The 22,484-nt window shown below is 62.0% G+C and carries 16 protein-coding genes; 8 read left to right on the top strand and 8 right to left on the bottom strand.

The genetic code is table 11. From position 1 onward, the window contains the following. Nucleotides 1-147: 147 nt before the first annotated feature. From E0D86_RS16490 to E0D86_RS16480, 3 genes are all read left to right on the top strand, one after another. Entirely contained in the window at nucleotides 148-1,137 is a 990-nt protein-coding gene (locus E0D86_RS16490; RefSeq protein WP_131651129.1) for a ribonuclease Z, read from the top strand. 279 nt (nucleotides 1,138-1,416) lie between these two features. After that, complete coding sequence (locus E0D86_RS16485; RefSeq protein WP_256681250.1) at nucleotides 1,417-3,786, top strand: TonB-dependent siderophore receptor; 2,370 nt, start codon at nucleotides 1,417-1,419, stop codon at nucleotides 3,784-3,786. Between the two features lie 166 nt (nucleotides 3,787-3,952). Next, nucleotides 3,953-5,371 (top strand): FAD-dependent oxidoreductase, encoded by a 1,419-nt coding sequence (locus E0D86_RS16480; RefSeq protein ID WP_131651127.1) that lies wholly within the window; start codon nucleotides 3,953-3,955, stop codon nucleotides 5,369-5,371. Nucleotides 5,372-5,375: 4 nt separating this feature from the next. Here E0D86_RS16480 and E0D86_RS16475 read toward each other — a convergent pair whose 3' ends face one another. Both E0D86_RS16475 and E0D86_RS16470 read right to left on the bottom strand, forming a co-directional pair. After that, nucleotides 5,376-6,017, bottom strand: a complete 642-nt coding sequence (locus E0D86_RS16475) for an acetoacetate decarboxylase family protein (RefSeq protein ID WP_131651126.1) — start codon at nucleotides 6,015-6,017, stop codon at nucleotides 5,376-5,378. A 362-nt stretch (nucleotides 6,018-6,379) separates the two neighbouring features. Then, complete coding sequence (locus tag E0D86_RS16470; protein WP_131651125.1) at nucleotides 6,380-7,786, bottom strand: PLP-dependent aminotransferase family protein; 1,407 nt, start codon at nucleotides 7,784-7,786, stop codon at nucleotides 6,380-6,382. Nucleotides 7,787-7,948: 162 nt separating this feature from the next. On the opposite strand from E0D86_RS16470, the gene E0D86_RS16465 reads away from it, so the two are divergent. The 3 genes from E0D86_RS16465 to E0D86_RS16455 all read left to right on the top strand — a co-directional run bounded on the left by E0D86_RS16465 (nucleotide 7,949) and on the right by E0D86_RS16455 (nucleotide 11,781). Then, the gene (locus tag E0D86_RS16465; RefSeq protein WP_256681249.1) at nucleotides 7,949-8,995 is read left to right on the top strand and encodes a TlpA disulfide reductase family protein; all 1,047 of its coding nucleotides are present in this window, start codon (nucleotides 7,949-7,951) and stop codon (nucleotides 8,993-8,995) included. Between the two features lie 160 nt (nucleotides 8,996-9,155). After that, nucleotides 9,156-11,120, top strand: coding sequence for a protein-disulfide reductase DsbD (locus tag E0D86_RS16460; protein ID WP_218568030.1), 1,965 nt, complete (start codon nucleotides 9,156-9,158; stop codon nucleotides 11,118-11,120). A gap of 31 nt (nucleotides 11,121-11,151) precedes the next feature. After that, entirely contained in the window at nucleotides 11,152-11,781 is a 630-nt protein-coding gene (locus E0D86_RS16455) for an FMN-dependent NADH-azoreductase (protein WP_131651123.1), read from the top strand. 165 nt (nucleotides 11,782-11,946) lie between these two features. On the opposite strand, the gene E0D86_RS16450 is transcribed toward E0D86_RS16455, so the two are convergent. The 3 genes from E0D86_RS16450 to E0D86_RS16440 form a co-directional block, all read right to left on the bottom strand. Further along, nucleotides 11,947-12,420, bottom strand: a complete 474-nt coding sequence (locus E0D86_RS16450; RefSeq protein ID WP_131651122.1) for a DUF2214 domain-containing protein — start codon at nucleotides 12,418-12,420, stop codon at nucleotides 11,947-11,949. 10 nt (nucleotides 12,421-12,430) lie between these two features. Continuing rightward, nucleotides 12,431-12,868, bottom strand: a complete 438-nt coding sequence (locus E0D86_RS16445; protein WP_218568029.1) for a DUF6152 family protein — start codon at nucleotides 12,866-12,868, stop codon at nucleotides 12,431-12,433. 192 nt (nucleotides 12,869-13,060) lie between these two features. Beyond that, the gene (locus tag E0D86_RS16440; RefSeq protein WP_131651121.1) at nucleotides 13,061-13,930 is read right to left on the bottom strand and encodes a LysR substrate-binding domain-containing protein; all 870 of its coding nucleotides are present in this window, start codon (nucleotides 13,928-13,930) and stop codon (nucleotides 13,061-13,063) included. A 131-nt stretch (nucleotides 13,931-14,061) separates the two neighbouring features. Here E0D86_RS16440 and E0D86_RS16435 point away from each other — a divergent pair, with 131 nt between their 5' ends. Beyond that, nucleotides 14,062-14,712: a DUF998 domain-containing protein gene (locus tag E0D86_RS16435; protein WP_371924088.1), complete on the top strand. Its 651-nt coding sequence runs from the start codon at nucleotides 14,062-14,064 to the stop codon at nucleotides 14,710-14,712. Nucleotides 14,713-14,938: 226 nt separating this feature from the next. Then, the gene (locus tag E0D86_RS16430) at nucleotides 14,939-15,268 is read left to right on the top strand and encodes a DHCW motif cupin fold protein (protein ID WP_131651120.1); all 330 of its coding nucleotides are present in this window, start codon (nucleotides 14,939-14,941) and stop codon (nucleotides 15,266-15,268) included. Nucleotides 15,269-15,349: 81 nt separating this feature from the next. On the opposite strand, the gene rarD is transcribed toward E0D86_RS16430, so the two are convergent. From rarD to E0D86_RS16415, 3 genes are all read right to left on the bottom strand, one after another. Next, nucleotides 15,350-16,240 carry an EamA family transporter RarD gene (gene rarD, locus E0D86_RS16425; RefSeq protein ID WP_131651119.1) on the bottom strand — a complete coding sequence of 297 codons (891 nt, stop codon included), beginning with the start codon at nucleotides 16,238-16,240 and terminating at the stop codon, nucleotides 15,350-15,352. Nucleotides 16,241-16,466: 226 nt separating this feature from the next. Further along, nucleotides 16,467-20,504 carry an ATP-dependent RNA helicase HrpA gene (hrpA, locus tag E0D86_RS16420; protein ID WP_131651118.1) on the bottom strand — a complete coding sequence of 1,346 codons (4,038 nt, stop codon included), beginning with the start codon at nucleotides 20,502-20,504 and terminating at the stop codon, nucleotides 16,467-16,469. A 129-nt stretch (nucleotides 20,505-20,633) separates the two neighbouring features. Beyond that, nucleotides 20,634-22,238: a M28 family metallopeptidase gene (locus E0D86_RS16415; RefSeq protein ID WP_131651117.1), complete on the bottom strand. Its 1,605-nt coding sequence runs from the start codon at nucleotides 22,236-22,238 to the stop codon at nucleotides 20,634-20,636. Between the last annotated feature and the right edge of the window lie 246 nt (nucleotides 22,239-22,484).

The raw sequence follows: 22,484 nt of genomic DNA, 5'->3' as shown, positions 1-22,484 counted from the left end.
CAGCAACCTTTAACCCACCAAACGAAACGCTGGGGCACTGTGAGGAAATATGTCGGGCCTCGAGAATGGCGGTCGCCCGTGGATCTGCTTGCATTGATCAGGACGCTGAGTCACGAATCACAAACATTGCAGAACAGGAGCACAGGTGTGGATCTGCTATTTCTTGGTACCTCGTCCGGCACACCGACCAAGGCCCGCAATGTCAGCGGGCTGGCGTTGGTGGAAGACAGCGGAAAAGGTTGGTACCTGATCGACTGCGGCGAGGCCACTCAGCACCAGCTGCTGCGCACACCTTTGACCTTGCATGGCCTGCGCGCGGTTTTCATCACACATGTGCACGGCGATCACTGCTTTGGCCTGCCCGGTCTGCTCGCCAGCGCCGGCATGGCGCGCCGGCAGGAGCCGTTGGAAATCATCGCGCCCGCGGCAATCGAAGGCTGGATACGCGCTACGCTCGAAATGAGCCAGAGCCGCCTGCCCTATGAACTCCGCTTTCACGCCATCGAGACCTTCGAAGGCTGGCGCAACCCGCAGGTGCGCGTCGAAGCCATCGCCCTCTCCCATCGCGTGCCGAGCTGGGGCTACCGTTTCACCGAAGCGCGGCCCGACCCGCGCCTCGATGTTGAAAAGCTGGACCGCGACGGCATCCCTCGCAGCGCGCTCTGGGGGCAACTGGTGCGCGGCCATGACGTCGAATTCCAAGGCCGTTTTTTGCGCAGCGAGGATTATCTGCTGTCCACACGCCCGCCCCGCCGCGTCGTGATCGCCGGCGACAATGACCGCCCCGAGCTGCTGCGTGACGCCTGCCAGGACGCGCACGTGCTCGTTCACGAAGCCACCTACACCCAGCCCATCGCCGACGCGGGTAAAAACGATTTCGGCCACAGCACTGCGGCACAGGTTGCAACCTTTGCGCAGGCCGTCGGGTTACCCAACCTGGTGCTGACGCACTTCAGTGCGCGCTACCAGAACGCTCCGGGGCCAGGGTTATCGATGGACGATATACGAGCGGAGGCTGCTGGGTGCTATCAGGGAGCGCTGTTTTTGGCAAAAGACTTTCTGAGGTTAAGACTGGGGAAAGACGGGATGTTGGGCTTCGACAACAGGACAATCACCGATGAAGCCCAGGCGCTGTAGCGGGCTTACCGTCGCCGTGCCGAGCCGATCCGCAGCGCGTGCGCTACCAAGCTCGGTGATTGTGAAACCACATCAAACGCGATAAACACGCATTTAGCAACAACACACATCCGCGAATATTTCTCGTTTACAACCGTTCGATCCTTGCCTAGGCTTGCTGTCGGCGTCGTTCCCGCTGCTTCCATGCCGCACCGATGCCGCCTTCAAGCGCCGCTCATCATCGTCTGCAGCAGGCGATACGGCCGCGCTCGCACTCACGCATGCCAAGGACAGACCACGGTGAAACCTAGACTTATCCAATCCCTGACGCTTTCAGCATGGCTTGGTGCCTGTGCTGGGGCATATGCGGCTCCCATCGAGCTGGACGTGCCGGCACAGCCGCTTACCGATGCCCTGCAGCAATTCCAGGCCCAGAGCGGCGTGCAGGTGGTGTTCGGTGCCGACGCGCTCGCGGGTCGAACCTCTTCAGCCGTTCAAGGCGCGCTGGAGCCAGCCGAAGCACTGCGGCGTTTGCTGGCGGGGACGGGATACGAGGCCGAGCTACGAGACGGCACCGCAACGGTATCCAGCGCCGCCAGTGAAGAGGACGAATTGAATCTCGGGCAGATGAATATCGTCGCCGAACGCGCGCCGGTCGATGGCACCACCGAGGGCACCGGCTCCTACACCACCGGCGTGGTGAATTCCTCGACGAAGCTGCCCATGTCGCTGCGGGAGACACCGCAATCGGTCAGTGTGATCACTCGTCAGCAGATCGAAGACCAGGGGCTGAGCAACCTGCATGACGTGGTGCTGAGCACGCCCGGGCTGACCATCCAGCAGTCCGGTCCGGAGCGTCAGCGTTATCACGCGCGCGGCTTTCAGGTCGACAACATCATGTACGACGGGTTACCGATGAGCCTGTCGCGATTCTCGCAGGACGTCATCACCGCCCCAGACAGCGCCATGTTCGACCACATTGAAGTGGTTCGCGGGGCTACCGGGCTGATGCAGGGTGCCGGCAACCCGGCGGCGGCCATCAACATGATCCGAAAGCGCCCAACCTCCGATCCCTACGTGAGCATCGGCGCCAGCGCTGGCAGCTGGGATCGCTACCGCACCGAAGTGGACGCGTCCAATGCGCTCAACGAGACCGGCACCCTGCGCGGACGCTTCGTCACGGCGTACGAAGACAACGGCACCTATATCGATTACGGCGGCAGCGAACATGCCTTCGCCTACGGCATCGTCGAAGCGGACATTACCGACAGAACGCTGTTCACGCTTGGCGCGTCGTACCAGAACGACAACAAGGACTCGGACTGGGGCGGCCTGCCGACCGCACCGGATGGCAGCGACCTACACCTTTCCCGCTCGACCTACCTGGGCAATGACTGGGCCTATTGGGATACCAATACCCGGCATCTGTTCGCCGAGCTCGAGCACCGCTTCGACAACGACTGGAAGCTGCGCCTGGCCGGCAACAAGATGTGGGGCCGCATCAACATGCTCGGCTCATACTTCTGGTACAACGCCGACGAGCTCAACCAGGGCACGGGCGCCTATACCTATGTCAACGACTACGACAGCTACGACGGCAACCTTTCGGGCCCGTTCACGCTGTTCGGCCGGCGCCACGAATTAGTGGTGGGTGCCAGCACCCGAACCGAAATCTTCGACGGCCACGGCGGCTGGGGCGATACGGGCACGGACATCGACCCCGGCAACTGGGACAGCGGCGCGGTTCCCAAGCCGAGTTACGACATGGACCTCTGGAACCTGAAGTTCGAGGCGCAGCAGAAAGGCCTGTACAGCGCCACCCGCCTTAGCATCACCGACCCGCTGACAGTCATCCTCGGTGGGCGCCTGGACTGGTACGACTACGATGACGGCACCGACACCGGCAGCTACACAGTCACACGCAACGTCACACGCTACGCCGGCATCGTCTACGACCTCAACGAGACGTACTCCATCTACGCCAGCTACACCGACATCTTCAAGCCGCAAGACAGCCGCGACGTCAGCGGCAGCATCATCGAACCCATGACCGGCATCAACTACGAGATCGGCCTCAAGGGCGAGTACTTCGACGGCAGGCTCAACGCCTCGGCGGCGGTCTTCCGCATCCTGCAGGAAAATCGCGCCAGGCTCCTCGATGACCAGGCCAGCACGTGCCCCAGCTTTCCGGCCGTCAGCTGCTACGAGGCTGCCGGAGAAGTGGAAAGCAAGGGCATCGACCTGGAACTCGCCGGCTCGCTCACTGAGCGCTGGCAAGCGAGCGTCGGTTACACCTACGTCGAAGCCAAGTACCGCAAGGACGCCGACCCGACCAACGAAGGCGAGTTCTTCGATCCGAAACAGCCGCGCCACCTGTTCAAAGCCTCCACCGTCTACCACCTGCCGGGCACGCTCGAAAAATGGCGCATCGGCGGCAGCCTGAACAGCCAGAACAGTACCTACAGCGAGGCTTCGAGCTATCGCATCGATCAGGACGCCTACACCCTGGTCAACCTGATGCTGGGTTATCGCGTCAACGAGCACATCGATACGCGCCTGAACCTCAACAACCTGTTCGACAAGACCTACTACTCGAGCATCACCAACAACGCCAGCGTCGTCTACGGCGAACCACGCAACCTGATGTTCAGCGTGAACTGGACGCTCTGAGCCAACCGGTCCGCGAGCCGTCGAAAGACGGCTCAGCTGGTTCCGTCGAGCGTCGAAAGCGCTTCCGCTTCGGCATCTTCCACGGCGCGGGGGGTCACAAACAGACCCGACTCCGAGGAGCGCCGCCGATGCCCCGTCAACCCTCCCGCTGCGGCGCAACCGCCGGATGAAGCCCGACGTCGTCATCATCGGCGCCGGTATCGCCGGGTTGTCCGCGGCGGTCTGGCTGTCCGACGCAGGCCTGAAGGTAAGCGTCCTGGAGGCGTCCGACGTGCCCGGCGGGCGGGCTCGGAGCTGGGCCGATCCGGTAATGGGCGACAGCGTCGATATCGGCCCGCATATCCTGCTCAACAAATACGCCAACATGCGCACCCTGCTCCAGCGGCTGGGCACGGCGGATCAAGTACTGTGGCAGACCGAAGAGCTGCTGACCGTGTTCGATCGCGGCCGCTCGATGCACTTCAAGGTCGGCGGACTGCCGGCACCGCTGCACTACATCCGCAACCTACCGCGCATTTTGCCAAGCGTGCCCTTGCGTCATCTGCTGAGCAACACACGACTGGCCTGGCGCACCCAGCGCAGCAGCGGGCCGGAACTGATGCAACTGGACGATCGCAGCGGGCGTGAGCACCTGGAACGGTGCGGCGTCAGCGACTTCTTCATCGACTGGTTTTGGGCCTCGGCGGCCATCGCCGTCCTCGCAGTCCCGGTGGAACGCTGCTCGGCGGCATCGCTGATGCGCCTCCTTGCCCAGGCGCTCGGCCACAAAGACATCGCCTTCGGCATGCCCAAGGTCGGGCTAAGCGACCTCTATGCCTGGCCGGCGATCGAATTCATTCGTCGCCATGGCGGCGAGGTGCAGCTCGGCTGCGGGGTGGATGGATTTTTGCGCGAGCAAGGTCGAGTCACCGGCGTGCACTTGAGCAACGGCGCGGCGATCGAGGCACCGGCAGTGGTGCTAGCCGTGCAACCGACCGCCATCGCCCCGCTGCTGCCCGAAACTCATGCGCTGACGCAGACCGCGCGCCGCTTCCAGCCGAGCCCCTATATCAGTTGCTACCTCTGGTTCGACCGGCCGATCACCGCCTCGCGCTTCTGGGCCCGGCCGTGGAACCCGGAGGGCTTCAACACCGATTTCTACAACCTGACCAATATCCGCCCGGCGACCCGCGGCGGCGCGCTGATCGCCAGCAATATCATCTGGAGTCAGCGGGTAGAGCACCTGTCCGACGCGGCGATCATCGAGGCTACGCGACGCGAGATCGCCGAGTTCGCGCCCGAGGCGCAACGCGCGGCGCTGCTGTCGGCCTCGGTACACCGCATTCCCATGGCGATTCCGGCTGCCTTCCCCGGCACCGAAACGGCAAGGCCGAGCACGGCGGTGGAGCCGGGTTTGTGGCTTGCAGGTGATTGGGTCGATACGGGCTTGCCGTATTGTATGGAGAGCGCCACCCGAGCTGGCGCACTGGCGGCTGAAGCAGTACTTGCCGAGCGCGGCCTAGGTCGGTCACTCGCGTTACCGCCGCCCAAGCCGAGCGGCCTTGGTCGCTGGTTGAGAACAGGCGAAGCCGGAGAAGATTTCTGATCGTTCAGATGCCGAACGAGGCCTGCAGATCGCGCAGATACAGGCTGAAAAACGGCGCGCGGCCCTGCAGAAAGGCCAGCGGGCCGGTTGCGGAAAAATTCCACTCGGCGCGCCCGGTGACTATCCGTCCCCGGCCACGACAGCGGGTACGCAACAGCCCGCAATCGTTCTGCTGAATCACGAAACCACTGGCGCTCGGCTGCCCTGGCAAGCTCATGTTCGGCGCGAAGCGCACCGAGGCCACCGCCTGATCGTCGACGCTCAACTGCCCAGCGAAGCCACGCTCACCGGTACCCGGCTCGATGACGAAATCGCCCATTTGCTTGGGGATCGACCACAGCTCGTGGCCGCCAGCAACCGAGCGCTCCTCATCGACCCAGATATGCGTCACTGTACCGGCAGGCGCCAGCATGCCGTGCCCCCGCACCACTGCAGCCACCGCCAGCTCGTTGTAGGCCAACGTGCCGCCCGGCAGATAAGCCGCCCAGATGGTCAGCACCAGGGCGTTGTCACCCAAGGCGGCATAAGCCAACCCCCTCGGCGCGGGCGGTAGTTCCCGCGCCGGCACCCGCCAGGCCGACACGCAGGCGGTACCGGTCAGATGCCAGGGGGCTTCGGGATAAGTGGTTTCGTCGAGTCTGTCCATGTTTCATGGACGCCAAGTGGCGCAGTGGGTTCCGGTGGGCGAAGGGTCAGTCGTCCGAGACTGATGTGCTGCAGTGCTGGGCTGTAGTGCGACGCCTAGAACACCGACCGGGAGCCCACCAACTGCTGTTCCGGGCGCATCACCGCATGACGGGCTATTCGGCCAGGAGCTGCCTCTTTTGCGCGTCTGTATTGAACAACGTCAAACAAGTTGAGTGTACATACCCAGCTCGGCACTCCAGATGCCGCCCGACACACTGGTCATTCCGTTTCCCCTCGCTGTCGATGAGCCAGCACGGCCAGTCATTGGAACCGCCTCGCACAGGCCGAGCACCCTTCAACGGTATGGTTCCCCCCCCGTTTCTATATAAGCGCTTCAGTGAACCGAACCAGGCGGCTGCAGCAATCCTCGATGCCTTCGTCTGGAACGTTGGTGACGCCCAGCAGCAAGCCGCTTCGGGCCTGTGCGGCGTCGGCATACCAGATAGATAACGGTAAGGGCGCAAGCCCGACTGCCAGTGCCTGCTGGCTGATAGCAACGTCGTCCGCACCTTGAGGCAAGTGCACCAGCAAAGCTAACCCCGCCATCGCCTCGGCCGTGGCTGGAATGCTCAAGGCACGCTGGAGAGCAGCCAACCGGGCGGTATAGGTGCGCTTCATTCTGCGCAGATGGCGCAAGTAATGACCCTTGCGCATGAACTCTGCGAGCGCCCATTGGCTGGTGATCGACGCAGCGGGTGCCAGCGCAGCCGCTGTATCTGCGACCCGGTTTGCCAAGGATGTTGGCGCCACAACGAAACCCAGACGCAGGCCAGGGTTGATGGTCTTGCTGAAAGTGCCGATGTGAATGACCCGGCCTGAACGATCCTGCGAGGCAAGCGCTGGGGCCGCCCGACCGACAAGTTGAAGTTCGCTCAGGTAGTCATCTTCTATGATCCAGCTACCGTTCTTATCCGCCCATTCCAATAGGCGAAGACGCCGTGGCAGTGACAACGTCATTCCCAGAGGAGCCTGCTGCCCTGCGGTGACGACCGTCAGGGCCGCATTCGGCGCACGCCGGATACCTTCTTCGACGTCCAACCCATGTGCATCAACACTGACCGGTATTGATTCGATGCCCGCCATGGAAAGCGCCGTTCGCGTCATTGGATAGCCGGGATCTTCCATCCACGCCGTTTGCCCTCGCAAACCGAGCGCATGCAGGATCAGCCCAAGGCCACCGGAGTAGCCCGAGGTGATAACGACCTGCTCTGGCGCACAGATGATGCCTCGCGCCACTGCAAGATAGGCGGCAATTTCGGTTCGCAAACCGGGCTCTCCGCGAGGGTCCGGGTAGCTGACCGGTGCCATTGCGGCTTGGCGGGCCGCGCCCGCGGCAATGCGTGACCACATCTTGTAGGGAAAAACGTCCTGCGCGGGAATGCCGACCTGAAAGACCATGGGCGAATTGCTGAATGGATGTTGGTAGAAGTCCGGCAATGGCGAGCGCAGACTGCTGGCTTCAGTCGGTCGGACCGCAGGCAACGGTTGCGCGACAAAGGTACCCGCAGCGCCGCGGGAAACGATCAGCTGTTCGTCGATCAGTCGCTCATAAGCCGCCCGAACGGTGCCACGAGCAACGCCAAGCTGAACGCTGAGGTCTCGCCAGGACGGCAAGCGAGCACCCGCATATAGATGCCCCTCGCGGATCGATCTGCCGATGGCTCCAACGATTTGCTCAACCAGAGAACGCCCTGCTTTCCGGTTGAGTTCAATGCGCAAATCTTCCATGCAGCCCTCACTCACTCGCTTGTGTTGACGAAGGAGACGACATCAACCTCAGGCGCACCGATGGTACAGTCAGATTTGCTATTCATGGGCCTTTTTATTGGACCTTTAACCAATATGATGAAGCGCTAGAACCTCAAGCCCATCATGGTCAAGGAGCTCCCCTTGCAATCACCGTCTCTCCTCTCATTCATCAAGCAGTTCGCGGCCCTGCTCCTGCTCGGTAGCGCGCTCCACTTGGCTCACGCCGACGGCAGTCTGGACGATGAGGGTGAGCGGCGGGCACGCACCGCCGGCGCTTCGCTGATCGGACAGCCTGGGCCGGTTGCCGTGCTCGACACCATCGATGGAACAAAGATTGACCTAGCTGAGCTGTACGGGGAAAAGCCGGTTTATCTAAAATTCTGGGCCACATGGTGCGTGCCCTGCCGCCAGCAGATGCCCGGCTTCGAGCAGTTGCAACAGACGATGGGCGACAAGGTGCAGATCATCGCGGTAAACACGGGCTTCAGTGACGACATTGTCTCGATCCGCGCATACCGCAAGGAGCACCAGCTGACCATGCCGGTCGTGATCGATGACGGCAGCCTGGCGGCGGACCTCAACCTACGGGTGACGCCCCAGCATGTTGTGATTGGCCGAGATGGCCGGATATCCCATATCGGTCACCTTGATGACCAGGCTTTGCATGCCGCGCTGGAAAGTGCCGTATTAGAACAAACGACCTCCGCCAGCCGCTCGGAGAGCAATGCAACGCCCGAGACACCGCAGTTTGCCGTGGGCGACACCGTGACCGGCCTGAACATCGAAACTCTAGAGGGCAATCCAGTGAAGCTGGGCAAGGACGACAAGCCGCGCGCACTGGTGTTCTTCGCCCCTTGGTGCGAGTCCTATCTCGAGGAAAGCCGGCCCGAGACGTCCCAGGCTTGCCTACGGGTACGCAAGGATGTGGACAGCCTGATGGGCCAGGGCGACATGGAGTGGCTGGGTGTTTCTTCAGGGCTTTGGGTCTCGGCCAGCGACTTGCAAGATTACAAAAACACCACGCCTACCACCCTGCCGCTAGCGCTCGACGAGCAGAACGAACTCTTTCGCGCCTTCGCCATTCGGGACATTCCGACAGTGGTCCTTCTAGACGCGCATGGTCGTGTCGCCAATATCCTCAAACCGCAGGACAGCAATCTCGTAGAGGCAGTCAAGGCGCTGCATTGATCCGTTTCGCCCTGCGGTTACGGGAGGAGGCGCCATGACGCCACCTCCCTTTTATCCACTCGATACGTTCATCAGGAACCGCATGCCACTGCTATCGCTAAAAAGGCTCCTGCTCTGCTTTTGCCTGTGCGTTATCAATCTGCCCGGCTTGGCAGCAAAGATGCCCGGTCCTGATGATGTATTGATCGCGTCATCGCTGTTCGCTGCAACCGAAGCGCCGTCATCTGGATCGACCACGGCATTGGCGATCCTCATGGAGCCTCAGGGCGAGTGGCACGGCTACTGGAAGCAACCAGGCGATGTTGGCCTCCCGGCCACGTTCACCTGGCACCTACCGGACGGTGTAATGGTGAGCGACCCAGCCTATCCGTTGCCGCGGACGCTGCTGATTGAAGGTTTGATGAACCATGTCTACGAGCACCCCTACGCACTGCTTGTAGAGCTGACCCTCGACGGCGACTTGCCAGGCGGGACCGCATTGCCGATCCGTGTGGATATGCAATATCTGGCCTGTCGGTATGACGCCTGCGTCCCTGAGCGCGCATCATTGGAAACGACATTGCACGTAGGCGATGGTCACCAGTCGCCGGACGTTGCAGCCCGCTTCGCCAACTGGCGTCAGGCGCTGCCCAGGCCGCTGGCCGCGCAGGCCAGTTTTGACGTAGAGGGCGATCTCCTACGCCTGCGCGTGCCCCTCCCGGCCAGCGTACCGATCCAAAACCCCCATCTGTTTTCCGCAACCAAGGGGGCGATCGACGACGCCGCCCCTCAACACTTCGAGCGACGCGGCGATGATTTGTTTATTGAAACGCGCATAAGAGATGAAATATCCGATGCTTTCCTGGCCACGCTGAAACTGAGCGATAACCTTGGCTTGGATATAGACGCGAGACGCGGCGGCTCGGCGAGCGCGCCCGCCAGCACTTCCGAAAGCAGCTTGAGCATCACCCTGATTGCGCTGGCCGGAGCGATTGCCGGTGGGCTATTGCTGAATCTAATGCCGTGCGTCTTTCCTATCCTGAGCCTCAAAGCCATGAGCCTGGCGCGCTCTGGCACCAGCCCCGCTATAGCTCGTCGCGACGCAGTGGCCTACACCAGTGGTGTGGTGCTGGTTTGCGTCTTGATGGGAATTCTTCTGCTCGTTCTGCGTGCCGGTGGCGCCCAAGTTGGCTGGGCCTTCCAGTTGCAGAACGCCGGAGTGATTCTGACCCTGATGTTGCTCACCACGGCCATCGCTTTCAATTTGGCCGGGTTGTTCGAGCTGGCATCAATCGATGCCGGCACCAAACTAACCAGCAGAAGTGGCGCGGCTGGCGCGTTCTGGACTGGCGCGCTCGCCGCCTTTATCGCCACGCCTTGCTCCGGGCCTTTCATGGCAGCGGCCCTGGGCGCGGCGTTGGTATTACCGACAGCCGCAGCCTTGCTGGTATTCGCCGGGCTTGGCCTAGGCATCGCCTTGCCTTTTCTATTGATTGGATTCATCCCCGCGCTGCAGCGGCGCCTGCCCAGACCTGGTCCCTGGATGGCAACCCTTCGCCGCCTCCTCGCGGTGCCGATGTTCCTCACCGCGCTCGCCCTCCTGTGGGTACTCAGCCATCAGGTCCCGGCCAATGCGCTGGTCTCATCCCTGGGCTGCGCCATGCTGCTTGCACTCGGGCTCTGGCTGACCGGTCTGCGGCAGCAGAAACTTAAACGCAACGCCTGGTTACCCGCCTCTCTGGCATTGATTCTGGCGCTCGGCCTGGGCTGGGGCCAAGTATCAGGGCAAACCGCGCCGGCGTCGGACGTGCAGCGACGCGTATTCAACGAGCAGCAGCTAGCCCAATTACGCGCTGACAAGGTGCCGGTGTTTCTCTATTTCACCGCCGACTGGTGCATCATCTGCAAGGTGAACGAGCAAGTCGCCATCAACCGTGACGCGACCGCACAGGCTTTCGCCGCGGCCGGGGTTGTAGTGATGCGGGGCGACTGGACCAATGGCGATCCTGTCATCACCGCATTCCTCGAACGCCACGGCCGCTCAGGTGTTCCTTTGTACCTGTGGTACGGAGCGGGTGAACCCGAACCACGGCTGCTGCCCCAGATCCTCGGACCGGGCTCGCTGCTCGAACTGGTGCAACGGTAATTCTGACTATCGAAATACCAAGGAGTCGTTCATGGAGCAATTGCTCGTCATCAACACCAGTCCGCAGTGCAGCGCGTCGTACAGTCGGCAAGTGACTGAACGCTTCGTGCATCTCTGGCGCCTTCGGTACCCGAGCGGCGAGATCGTCTACCGGGAGCTAGGCAACCAGCCGATTCCACACGTCGATGAGCGCTGGGTTCAGGCCGCCTTCACCCCGCCCGAGGCTCGAAACCGTCAACAGAAAGACGCCTTAGCGCTCAGCGACGAGCTGGTGAGCGAGCTGAAGCAAGCCACCCAGCTTGTGATCGGCTGCCCAATGCACAACCTGTCGGTGCCCAGTACGCTGAAAGCCTACATCGACCAGATTATCCGCATGGGAATCACGACCCGCCTGGTACCTGGCACCCCCAACAGCCCTTATGCCGGCTTGCTACACGACAAGAAAGCCTACCTGCTGCTTGTGAGGGGCGGCCATGGTTATGAGGAAGGCGAAGCATACGCACACATGAACTTCCAAGAGCCCTACCTAACCGCAGTATTGGGCATGCTGGGCATCCACGACGTGACGACGGTCAGCCTGGAATACACAGCTATCGGCGGCGATCAGTTCGACGAAGCCGTCAAACGGGCCAATTCACATATCGATGCACTGTGTTGTTAACCGCATAGATTTTGCAGACAGATATAAGCCGCGTGGCAGCGAGCGAACTGCTGCTCTCGAGCGGGCCCATACGGACGGCAGATGAAAAACCTTCTGCTGGAATATTGATAGCGCTGGCAGAGTCGCTAATTGGTGACGCCGCTAACTGCCCGCGATATCCTCGTCTCAGACAAAGCCGATCCAGCGGCCAGCTATGAGGATCGAAAGCCAAAGAATGGCGGATGCGGCGGCCAGGGCGCGAACTCGGACAGTTGGCTGGCCGCCGCACAGTGCGGCATCAAAGTGTTCGCTGCGATGCTGGAGTGCAATGTTGCAGATCGCCAGCACTAGCAGCGCGGCCTTGCAGAGAAAGGCTGGGTTCTCTGCGTACTCCGCTGGCCTCACTGAGAACAACCAAAGCCCCGTTATCACCGCAAGTGCGGTGCCCGTTGCCGCTGCGCGTACTAGAAAGGGGCCAAGGACCGGCAGATCCCGTCCGTGCATTGAACGCAAAAGGAGCAAATCGAGCGGCAGGATCGCGCCTAGGAGTAGCCCTATCCCAAGGATGTGAGTTGCATTGACGACCAGATAGGCGATCCAGTATTCCTGCAGGAAGACGGCACCGGGCCAGCCGGCAACTGATTGCAGAAAGCCCATCATCGCCGTGTCGTCATTCCTTGATGCGTTCCGGATACATATCGTATTGCTTGCCGCCGACCGTAATGCGCACGGCTTTCATATGCGCTTCGTTCGGCTCTTTGGTGCGGTTGCCGAGTACGGTGATTTCATCTCCTACCTTGGCGGTATCGTCGGTGAAACCGGAACGTTGCGTCTGGTTCGGATTCCCCAGATCGACTTGCCATAAACGGCCGTCTTGAGCCTCTACGCGCAAGGCCGGATGAGGTGGCGCCATCGAAATCTCGGTAATCGTGCCCTTCAACTCCGACTGCTCTTCTTCCGCCCAGGCCCAACCGTGGTGAGCGAAGGCCTGCGTTGTAAACAGCACCATCGCAGTGACGCAAAGCATTAAGACCATACGATGCGCCGCATCGCGCGCCGTGAGGGCGGTTGCTCGGATGACGGTTCGGCTTTCGCTTGATACCGACATAAATCATGCTCCTTTGAGCGAATAAATAATTGAGAGTCGGCACATTGGCCCCAGTTCCCGGTTTTTACCGTAGAGCAACTGCCAGTCCTACGTTCCTGAACGTGATGTGTAGCAGCCTTTTTCGACGGCAGCTTTTTGGCCGAAACCGGACGGAGTTGCTGGCTAAAGCTCAGGGATGATTCCAGTTATGGCCTAGCCGGAAGCAGACTCTTCCATAAGCCAACGTTTGAAATTCGTCAGTGCAGAAGCGGCATGCGTACTCGGGCGAGTTACCAGGACGTAGCGTTCGCAGAGTTCTTCGAATGCCGGCCAAGGAGCTACAAGCCGGCCTCCAAGCAGCTCCTCCTCAACGTAGCAGTTAGGCACGAGCGCCATTCCTATGCCGGCTTTCGCCGCTTCGATCAGCAGCGCATAGCGATCATAGGTGGGGCCTGTCGAGTTGGAATCCAGTGGCAATTCAGCAAGCGTTGCATAACGAGCCCAACTATAGGGGCTCGCGAGCTTGTGAAGTAGCGGCATGCTTTCGGGTATTACGCTTGCAAGGCGAGGGTGACAGACGGCAACCATCGGTTCTACAAAGAGCGGCTGTACTCGCATTGTCTGCCAGACGGGATGGTCGTAGTTGATCGCAGCGTGCAAGCCACTTTGCTCAAGGGAAAAGGGCTGTGTGCGTTCGTGGAGATTCACTTTTATATCGGGGTAGCGCGCCTGGAATCGAGCCAGCCTGGGTATCAACCAACGACTGGCGAATGTGGGAATGACGCCAATTTCCAGCGAGGTACTGCCCCTAGCGTCCGCAACGAGCTGGCGGGTGTGCCGTTCGATATCGGCCAGTGCCGCACGAATGTGCGAAGCATAGTTGTCACCAGCAACTGACAACTCGACGCGATTGCCGATACGGTTGAACAGCCGCGTCCCGAGAAATTCTTCCAGTTTAGATATTTGCCGGCTGACAGCACCTTCGCTGAGCGAGAGCTCCTGTGCCGCTTTGGCAAAGCTCTGATGGCGCGCGGCTGCTTCCAGGGCAAGCATCATCGAGGTGCTTGGCAGACGTCTGCTCATGGATCCATCCGTGGTTTGAAGGGGCGACAGGATGACGCATGCGCAAGCTGCCTTGCAAAAAAATCGTTAACTCGAAAGCATCAGTGATCCCTAGCATGCAGGCACTTTACGAGATGGAGTTGGTAGTTGCCATGACAAGGGAAGGCCGCACCGTGAGTACCTTTGACCGAACTTTACTGTGCCTGGGGCTATTAATTCCCCTCTGGCTCTTTGCGGGCGTGGCGCTAACGTCGCTGAGCTATCCGGGCTACAGCCATATCGACCAGGCGATGAGCCAGTTAGGGGCAGTAGGAGCCCCCACCCACCCATTCTCCGCCTGGGTGAACAACTTCCCCCTAGGCGTGCTCTTCGTGCTTTTTGCTCTGGGTGTTGCTCGGAGGTTCGCGACATCGCGTCTAGCCCAGCTCAGCGCAGCGCTGATACTGATCCACGGTCTGGCAAGCTTTGCTACTGGGGTGTTCTCATGCGATCCAGGATGCGCACCTGCACAGCCCTCGCCGTCTCAGCAGGTTCATAACCTGGCAGGACTAGTCATGTTCCTCTCGCTGACGCTGGCGACCGCGCTTTGGGGGGCTCTTAGCAAGAGGCTGTTGTCATCGCCAGCGTTCGGATGGTTCTCGATACTCTGCGTGATCTTTGCTGTCGTGACTGTCGGCATGATGGCCAAAGCATTCGACGATGGACATGGATTTGGTTTGTATCAGCGGCTCAATTACACCGTATCCGTGGTTTGGGTCGCGGCACTGGCATGGATTGCCAATCGTGGTGAGTCGGCTTCGTGAGCGTCCGCTCCTGGCCGATAGCAGGCGGTCAGGGTCGCCTGGACGGACGCCGACAATGTACGGAGCCCCGACTTGCTCCGAACCGCTTGATTAGACCTCTTTCGAGTAGTCATGAGGCGCCCGTGGGCTGCACGTGGGTGTATTGGAGAAACAAGGCCGATCTGTATCTATTTGGCTTGGTGGCGTATCGGTAGGATTCGAACTTTACCCTTTTGGCAAGGCAACCATGGAACTCACTGACATCCTATTTGGCACTACCGACTGGTCGAAAATAGAACCCATTGCGCATCCGGGTGAGACCGGCACGGCGCTCTGGCGTACCTGCCAATTCGGTAATACGAGAGTTCGAATGGTTCACTACTCCCCTGGATACGTTGCCGATCATTGGTGCCGGAAGGGACACATTCTGCTATGTCTGGAAGGTCAACTGGAGACCGAACTCGATGATGGCCGTACATTCACTTTGAGCGCCGGCATGAGCTACCAAGTGGCCGACAACGCGGAGGCTCACCGGTCTTCAACCGCTACCGGCGCCAAGTTGTTCGTCGTGGATTGATACCTGAGAGCGAGTAGCAGCGTTTGGCCGATTTTGCCTATCGCGACCGGCCGCTCGGTCGAATCTGCCCCACCTAAACAGCTAACCCCTCCCCCTCCTCAACGCCCTCACTCCCTCCACCACCAGCACCGCAATTGCCGCCCAGATCGCGCCATAGGTCAGCCATTGGTCCGGTGCGATGCTTTCGCCAAGCAGTAGCGCCACGACAACCAGCAGCACCGGCTCGACGTAGCTGAGCAGGCCGAACAGGGCGAGGTTGAGGCGGGTGGCGATGATCATCAGGGCCAGTGCCAGGGCGCTGAGCGCGCCCAATCCGAAGATCAGCAGTTGCAGCCGTCGACTTGCGATGACCTGTTGCAGGGTGGCGCTATCGCCCAAGGCGAAGGTAGCGGCGACCGGCAGGCTGATGACCAGATCGAGCCACAGGCCGCCGAGGTTGGCAGTGCCGATCCGGCGACGCAGGATGAAGTAGCAGGGATAGCCGAGCGCGACCGCCAGCACCGGCCAGGACAGCGACGAGGCAAGCAGCAGTTCGTTACCAACGCCAACGGCCGCCAGTATGCAGGCCAGGCGCTGCAGGCGACTGATCGCCTCACCGAACACCAGCCGGCCGGTCAGCACGAGAGTCAGCGGCAGCAGGAAATAGCCCAGGGAGACGTCCAGCCCGTGGCCGTTGATGGGCGCCCACATGAACAGCCAGAGCTGTAACCCAACCAGCGCCGAAGACAGCGGCAGCGCGAGCCACAACCGCGGTTCTGCCGACAGGCGCGCAAGGATCTGGCGAACCTCGCCCCAGCGCCCGAAGCCGATCAGCAGTACCGCCAGGCAGGGCGCGGTAAGCAGGATGCGCCAGCCGTATATTTGCTGGCCATCCAGCGGTTCAAGCAGCGAGGTGTAGTAGTACAGCGTGGCGAAGAGCACCGACGCCCCAACCGAGCTGGCCACGCCCGGCAGACTGTTCCGGTTTTGCATAAACGTCTCAAATCTCGAAGTATCGGCGCCGCAGCCATAGGTTTATTGAGCTCCGCCACGAGCCGAAGCTGTGCGGGTCGCGACGAAACGAGAAACAGCCAGGGAGCAGCCGCTCCACTGAGGCCGGCTGGCTTCGCGCAGGGTTCGCTCTGCGCACCGCCAGGCCTCTTGCATGCGGTGCGCAGAGCGCACCCTACGTTGGGACCGCGCCGGAAGCGGCGTTGGCTTACGGCTCGACCTGGCTCCACTGTTTGCTCAGCCGCTTGTCCGAAGCCGGCATCTTCGTCCCGAGCTGCTGCGCCCAGAGCGATACGCGGTATTCCTCCAGCATCCAGCGGTACTGGCTCAGCTCCGGGTCGCGCTTGCCTTCCTGCTGGTGCTTCTTCAGCCGCGCCTGGTACTGCTCCCAGTACCCTGCAAGTTCGCCAGACCAGACGCGATCACGCTGCAGCTGCGCGCCGATCTTCTCGAAACGCTGCTCGATGGCCTTCAGATATCTCGGGTATTCCTTCAGCCATTCGGCGGGCGTTTCGCGGACGAAGCCTGCATAAACGAGGCTAGTGAGTTGCGCCTTGATATCGTTGAGCGCCACGGCCTGGGCCAGGTCGATCTTGCCCTTGAAGCGCTTCTGCAGGCCGTGCCAGAGCTTGAGGATATCCAGCACCAAGCGCGCCAGGCGCTCGGCGTGGCCGGTCCATTCGCCACGTTTTTTCTCGGCCAGCGCGGCCAGGGCGGCGCCTTCGCGCGGTAGCTGGGCTTCGCCGTCGAGGACGCAGCTGTCCAGGCTCGCCAGCAGGATGTCCTCAACCAGCGCATCGACCTTGCCCATGTCGCGATAGAGCAGGCCCAGCTCGGTCAGCCCCGGCAGCTTGTTGCGCAGATATTTCGCCGGCTCGGCCAATTGCTGCAGCAGCAGGCGCTGCAGGGCGCGGCGGTGCTGATAGTCGGCCTCGGCCTGGGTCGGGAAGCGCCCCTCTTTGACCACGCCACGCTCCTCCACCAGCGCCGGGTAGACGGTCATGGACAACCCGGCCATCTTCGCCTGGGTCTTCTCCGCCACCTGAGCAAAGCCCTTGGCCTCGACCGGCTTCTGCTCGGCCTTCTGCTGGGGCGGCGCCAGCGCGGCCTGGCTGGCCTCACTGAATCGCGCGGTAAGCTCGGCCAAGTCGCGGCCTTCACCGAGGAATTTGCCACCGGCATCGACCACTTCGATGTTCATCTTCAAATGGCTGTCGAGCCCGGTAGCCGCGTCGTGCCAGGCTTCTTCCGGCACGCGGGCGCCGGTCATGCGCAGCAGTTCACGGCCCAGCGCCTCGGGTAGCGAACCCTCGCCGAAGGTGATCTTCGCCAGCGCCGCGCCGACGAAATCCGGCACCGGCACGAAGTTCTTGCGTATCGCCTTGGGCAGGTTGCGCACCAGCGCCACGGCCTTGGCCTCGATCAGCCCCGGCACCAGCCAGTCCAGCCGCTCACGGCGCAGTTGCGGTAGCAGCGGCGCCGGCACGCGCAGGGTCACGCCGTCGCGCGGATGGTTGGGCTCGAAGTGGTACTCCAACGGCAATTGCAGCTCGCCGATGCGTAGGGTATCGGGATACTGCGCAGCGGTGACCTCGCGGGCCTCGCGAGCCAGCACGTCTTCCTCGCGCATGACCAGCAATTGCGGGTTCTTCTGGCTCTCGCGCTTGTACCAGTTCTCGAAGCTGGCGGTCTGGTAGATGTCGACGGGCAGCCGTGCATCGTAGTAGCCGAACAGGGTTTCCTCGTCCGCAAGAATGTCGCGCCGGCGGGCCTTGGCTTCCAGCTCGTCCATGCGCTCCAGCAGTTCGCGGTTGGCAGAAAGCGCACGGGATCGGCTGTTGATCTCGCCGCGCACCAGCGCCTCGCGGATGAAGAGTTCGCGCGCCGTGGGCGGATCGACCGGACCGTAATGCACCGGGCGCTTGCCCACCACGATCAGACCGTAGAGCGTGATCTGCTCGTAGGCCACCACCTGACCACGCTTCTTTTCCCAGTGCGGCTCGAAGTGGTTCTTCTTGATCAGGTGGCCGGCCAGCGGCTCGATCCACTCGGGCTCGATCTTCGCCACCATCCGGGCGAACAGCTTGGTGGTTTCCACCAGCTCGGCGGCCATGATCCAGTTGGGCTTCTTGCGCCCAATCACGCTGGATGGATGCACCCAGAAGCGCCGCTGGCGCGCGCCAAGGAAATCGCCCTCCTCGGTCTTGTGGCCGATCTGGCTGAGCAGGCCGGATAGGATCGCCTTGTGCACCGCGGCGTAGCCCTTGGCCTTCTGCGCGGTTTCGCTAGCCTCGGCCTGCTGGCGGAGGACCACGTTGACCTTGGTATCGGTGGTCGGCGTGATCTGCTCGGCTGCTTTTCGGCCCTTGGCGAGTGAAGGCACAACAGCTTCCGGGGCTTTGCTCGCGCCCAGCTTGAGCTCACGGGCGATCAGGGTGAGCTGGCGGTGAGCATCACGCCACTCGCGCAGCCGCAGGTAGTTGAGGAAGTTCTTCCGGCACCAGGTACGCAGCGGGTTGGAGCCCAGTTCCTGACGTTTCTCTTCGAAGCCGCGCCAGAGGTTGATCAGCGCGGCGAAATCCGAATCGGGGTCCTTCCACTGCGCGTGCGCCTGATCGGCCTGCTGCTGGCGATCAGCCGGGCGCTCGCGCACGTCCTGCACGGAAAGCGCACTGGCGACGATCAGCACTTCGGCCAAGCTGTCCTGCTGCGCGGCTTCCAGCAGCATGCGGCCCAGCCGCGGGTCGATGGGCAGGCGCGCCAGCTGGCGACCGAGCGGCGTCAGCTGGTTCTCACGGTTAACCGCCGAGAGTTCCTGCAACAGGTTGAAGCCGTCGCTGATGGCCTTGCCGTCCGGCGGCTCGATGAAGGGGAAGTCCTGAATGTCGCCCAGGCGCAGGTGCAGCATCTGCAGAATGACCGCGGCGAGGTTGGTACGCAGGATTTCCGGATCGGTGAATTCGGGGCGGGAAAGAAAATCTTCCTCGCTGTACAGGCGGATGCAGATGCCTGGTTCGACGCGTCCGCACCTGCCCTTGCGCTGGTTGGCGCTGGCTTGGGACACCGCCTCGATGGGCAGGCGCTGGACCTTGGCGCGGTAACTGTAGCGGCTGATACGCGCGGTGCCGGAGTCGATCACGTAGCGGATGCCCGGTACGGTGAGCGAGGTTTCCGCCACGTTGGTGGACAGCACGATCTTGCGCCCCGCTGCCGGGCGGAAAATCTTTTGCTGCTCGGCAGGCGTCAGCCGCGCATACAGCGGCAGCACTTCGGTCAGGCGCAGGTTGGCCTTGCGCAGCATCTCGGCGGCATCGCGAATCTCGCGCTCGCCGGGGAGGAACACCAGCACGTCGCCGGGGCGCTTGCCGATGCTTTTCTCATGGGCTTCGATTTCATCCAGCGCAGCGAGAATGCCCTGATCGACGGTCAGGTCGTCCTCGACGCGGTTGCCGTCTTCGTCGGTCTCCGCTGCCAATGGGTGATACCAGGTCTCTACCGGATAGGTACGCCCTGAAACCTCGATGATCGGCGCGTCATTGAAGTGCTTGCTGAAGCGCTCCAGGTCGATAGTCGCCGAGGTGATGATGACCTTCAGGTCCGGCCGGCGCGGCAGCAGCATCTTGAGAAAGCCCAGCAGGAAGTCGATGTTCAGCGACCGCTCATGGGCCTCATCGACGATGATGGTGTCGTACTTTTCCAGAAAGCGGTCGTGCTGGGTTTCAGCCAGCAGGATGCCGTCGGTCATCAGCTTGATCAGCGTGCTGTCGGTACTCTGGTCCTCGAAGCGCACCTGATAACCGACCAGCTCGCCTAGCGGCGTACCGATTTCCTCCGCCACGCGCGTGGCAACGCTGCGCGCGGCCAGACGCCGCGGCTGGGTATGGCCGATCAGCCCGTGCACGCCACGGCCGATTTCCAGGCAGATCTTCGGCAGCTGGGTGGTCTTGCCCGAACCGGTTTCGCCGGCGATCACCAGCACCTGATGCTTTTCCAGCGCGGCCTTGATCTCGTCGCGCTTGGCGGCGATAGGCAGGGCATCGTCGTAACGGATGGCCGGCACGCTCTGCCGCCGCGCCTCGACCTTGGCAGCCGAGGCCTGGAAGCGTTCGAGCCACTGCGCGAGCTTGCCCTCGTCTGGCTTTTTTCTCAGCTCATGCAACTGGCGGCGCAGGCGATGGCGGTCGGCGCTGAAGGCCTGATCGAGGTTCTGGTGCAGAGTGTCGAAAGCGGGCGTTGCGTCGGTCATGGACAGCCGTAAGCGATTTCGGGAGGACGGCGATTGTCGCAGATTTGGCCGGCTGGCCGTAGGCGGATCGGGAGCCGGATGACCGAACGGGTGGAACCGCGCCGACGAATCGGCGCGGTGATTACACGCTTACCTGATCCAGAGGCCCCAGCGAGACTTTTCCTGAACCTGCTGAATGCGCATGGTGCCTATGCTCTGCTCGGCCGCCGCGGCAATCTCGTCGTCAACCATCTTGGTCGACAGCGACAGCCAGCTGGTGGCGAAGGCCAGCGCATCGCCGTGCAGCTCCAGCGCCTCGGTGGAGATATTGCCGAGGTTGTCGCACTCGGTGTGGTAGCACGGATCGAACGACTGCCCCGCTGTACCGCCGTAACGCTGCGCCTGCTCCTGGCTCTTGATGTCTTCGGCGCCGGTGAACAGGCCACCAAAGGCGATGCCGTCGTCGAAGAACTGCGCATAGTCGGAACGGAAGTCGATTTCGGTGCCTTCGGACGGCTCGTTGCGCAGCTGGAAGTAGGAGCGGAACAGACGCTCGATCGCCGCCGAGCCGGGCGGACCCTGCAGGCCGAAGTCCGAGCCGTCACCGTCGTAGATGAAGTTGGCGTAGTTCGGCGAGCCGATCATGTCCACGTTCAGGTACGCCTTGATCCGCTGTTTCTCCTCGTCCGGCAGCTGATTGACGTAATAGGTCGAACCGACCAGCCCCGACTCTTCCGCGCCCCACCAGGCGAAGCGCACCTTGTTTAACGGATGCGCCTTGCCCATCAATACCGCCATTTCCAGCAAGGCGGCACTGCCCGAACCGTTATCGTTGACGCCGGCCCCTTCGAATACGGAGTCCAGATGCGCGCCGACCACGATGACGTTGTTACGGTTGCCCCGGCGGGTTTCGGCCAGCACGTTGTAGGTCTCGGTCTGCTCACGCACCACGTCGACGTTCATGCTCATCTGCAGGCCTTCGGTACCCGCCCAGGCGACACCGAGGTCGTAGGTCGAAAACAGGACCGGGATACCGCCTTGATAGTCCTCACCGAGCGTGGCAGCCATCAGCCCCTTGCGATCCTCGGTATCGCCCTGGTTGAAGATGATCGCGCCGGACGCGCCCGCAGCCGCAGCGTTGGTCGCCTTGTCGCCGAACGGGCAAGTGCCACGCTGCATCAATGCGATGGCGCCAGCCGGGAAGCCAGCGAAATCCGCCGCCTCGCAGCCGCTGGTCGAGGTATTGCCGGCGCCGAGCGACAGGTCCACCGCAACCACTGGCGCGGTGACGTTGCCCGGATCGGTCTGGTCGGCGTAGGTAAAGTCTTCTTCCCAGGTGTATTGCACCGGTTGCGGCGTGACGGCATTCAGCGAGCCGGGGCCTGCCGGGTAGAAGGCGAGGAACGGAAAGCTCTGCACCCTGACCTCATAACCAGCGCGCTCGAGGTGCGTGCGCACGTAATCCACCGAGGCCTGGTAACCGGGCTGACCGGAGGCCCGGTTGCCCTGATTCAGCGCGGCGATGTCCTGCAGGTTCTCCAGGTGCTTCATGATGTTGCTGGCCTGCATGCAGCGCGGCAGACCCAGCGGCGTGCCAACCAGCAGAGGGGACCGACACGCCCTGGAGTCGGGCTTGCCGGGTGACCATAACTCATCGAAATGTGCCGTTTCCGCGGAAGGCGCAGCCAGGGCTGAAGCGGAAGCGATTAGAGCGAGAGAAGCAACTACCCGACGTGCATTGTTTTTTTTCTGCATGGGTAACTCATCCTTGCAACGAGATTGATGGGCAGGCCGCGAAATGGCATGCGCCATCGTCCCCTTACGGCACGACCGACGTTGAAACCCGGCGTGCAGCGAATAGCAAGGCGAAGCCGCCCGCGCGATCGATCTACAGAAAACGATCTTGCAGCTTCAGCGTTACATAGCGAGGCAGGTTGGGGTCCAACGACCGGAAAGCGGGACGCGGCCATAGCGTCCTAGACTGGGGCAACCTCGTCTCGG

It is taken from the genome of Pseudomonas sp. IC_126, from assembly GCF_004331835.1.
Taxonomy (GTDB): Bacteria; Pseudomonadota; Gammaproteobacteria; order Pseudomonadales; family Pseudomonadaceae; genus Stutzerimonas.
The sequence above is the reverse complement of the archived record's forward strand: the minus strand, read 5'-3'. Positions and strand labels throughout refer to the sequence as shown.

Excerpts from the sequence above, each read along its gene's own strand:
- E0D86_RS16480 (WP_131651127.1), top strand. The coding sequence starts at position 3,953 with ATGAAGCCCGACGTCGTCATCATCGGCGCCGGTATCGCCGGGTTGTCC.
- E0D86_RS16475 (WP_131651126.1), bottom strand. The coding sequence starts at position 6,017 with ATGGACAGACTCGACGAAACCACTTATCCCGAAGCCCCCTGGCATCTG.
- E0D86_RS16470 (WP_131651125.1), bottom strand. The coding sequence starts at position 7,786 with ATGGAAGATTTGCGCATTGAACTCAACCGGAAAGCAGGGCGTTCTCTG.
- E0D86_RS16460 (WP_218568030.1), top strand. The coding sequence starts at position 9,156 with ATGCCCGGTCCTGATGATGTATTGATCGCGTCATCGCTGTTCGCTGCA.
- E0D86_RS16455 (WP_131651123.1), top strand. The coding sequence starts at position 11,152 with ATGGAGCAATTGCTCGTCATCAACACCAGTCCGCAGTGCAGCGCGTCG.
- E0D86_RS16450 (WP_131651122.1), bottom strand. The coding sequence starts at position 12,420 with ATGATGGGCTTTCTGCAATCAGTTGCCGGCTGGCCCGGTGCCGTCTTC.
- E0D86_RS16445 (WP_218568029.1), bottom strand. The coding sequence starts at position 12,868 with ATGTCGGTATCAAGCGAAAGCCGAACCGTCATCCGAGCAACCGCCCTC.
- E0D86_RS16440 (WP_131651121.1), bottom strand. The coding sequence starts at position 13,930 with ATGAGCAGACGTCTGCCAAGCACCTCGATGATGCTTGCCCTGGAAGCA.
- E0D86_RS16435 (WP_371924088.1), top strand. The coding sequence starts at position 14,062 with ATGACAAGGGAAGGCCGCACCGTGAGTACCTTTGACCGAACTTTACTG.
- E0D86_RS16430 (WP_131651120.1), top strand. The coding sequence starts at position 14,939 with ATGGAACTCACTGACATCCTATTTGGCACTACCGACTGGTCGAAAATA.
- rarD (WP_131651119.1), bottom strand. The coding sequence starts at position 16,240 with ATGCAAAACCGGAACAGTCTGCCGGGCGTGGCCAGCTCGGTTGGGGCG.
- hrpA (WP_131651118.1), bottom strand. The coding sequence starts at position 20,504 with ATGACCGACGCAACGCCCGCTTTCGACACTCTGCACCAGAACCTCGAT.
- E0D86_RS16415 (WP_131651117.1), bottom strand. The coding sequence starts at position 22,238 with ATGCAGAAAAAAAACAATGCACGTCGGGTAGTTGCTTCTCTCGCTCTA.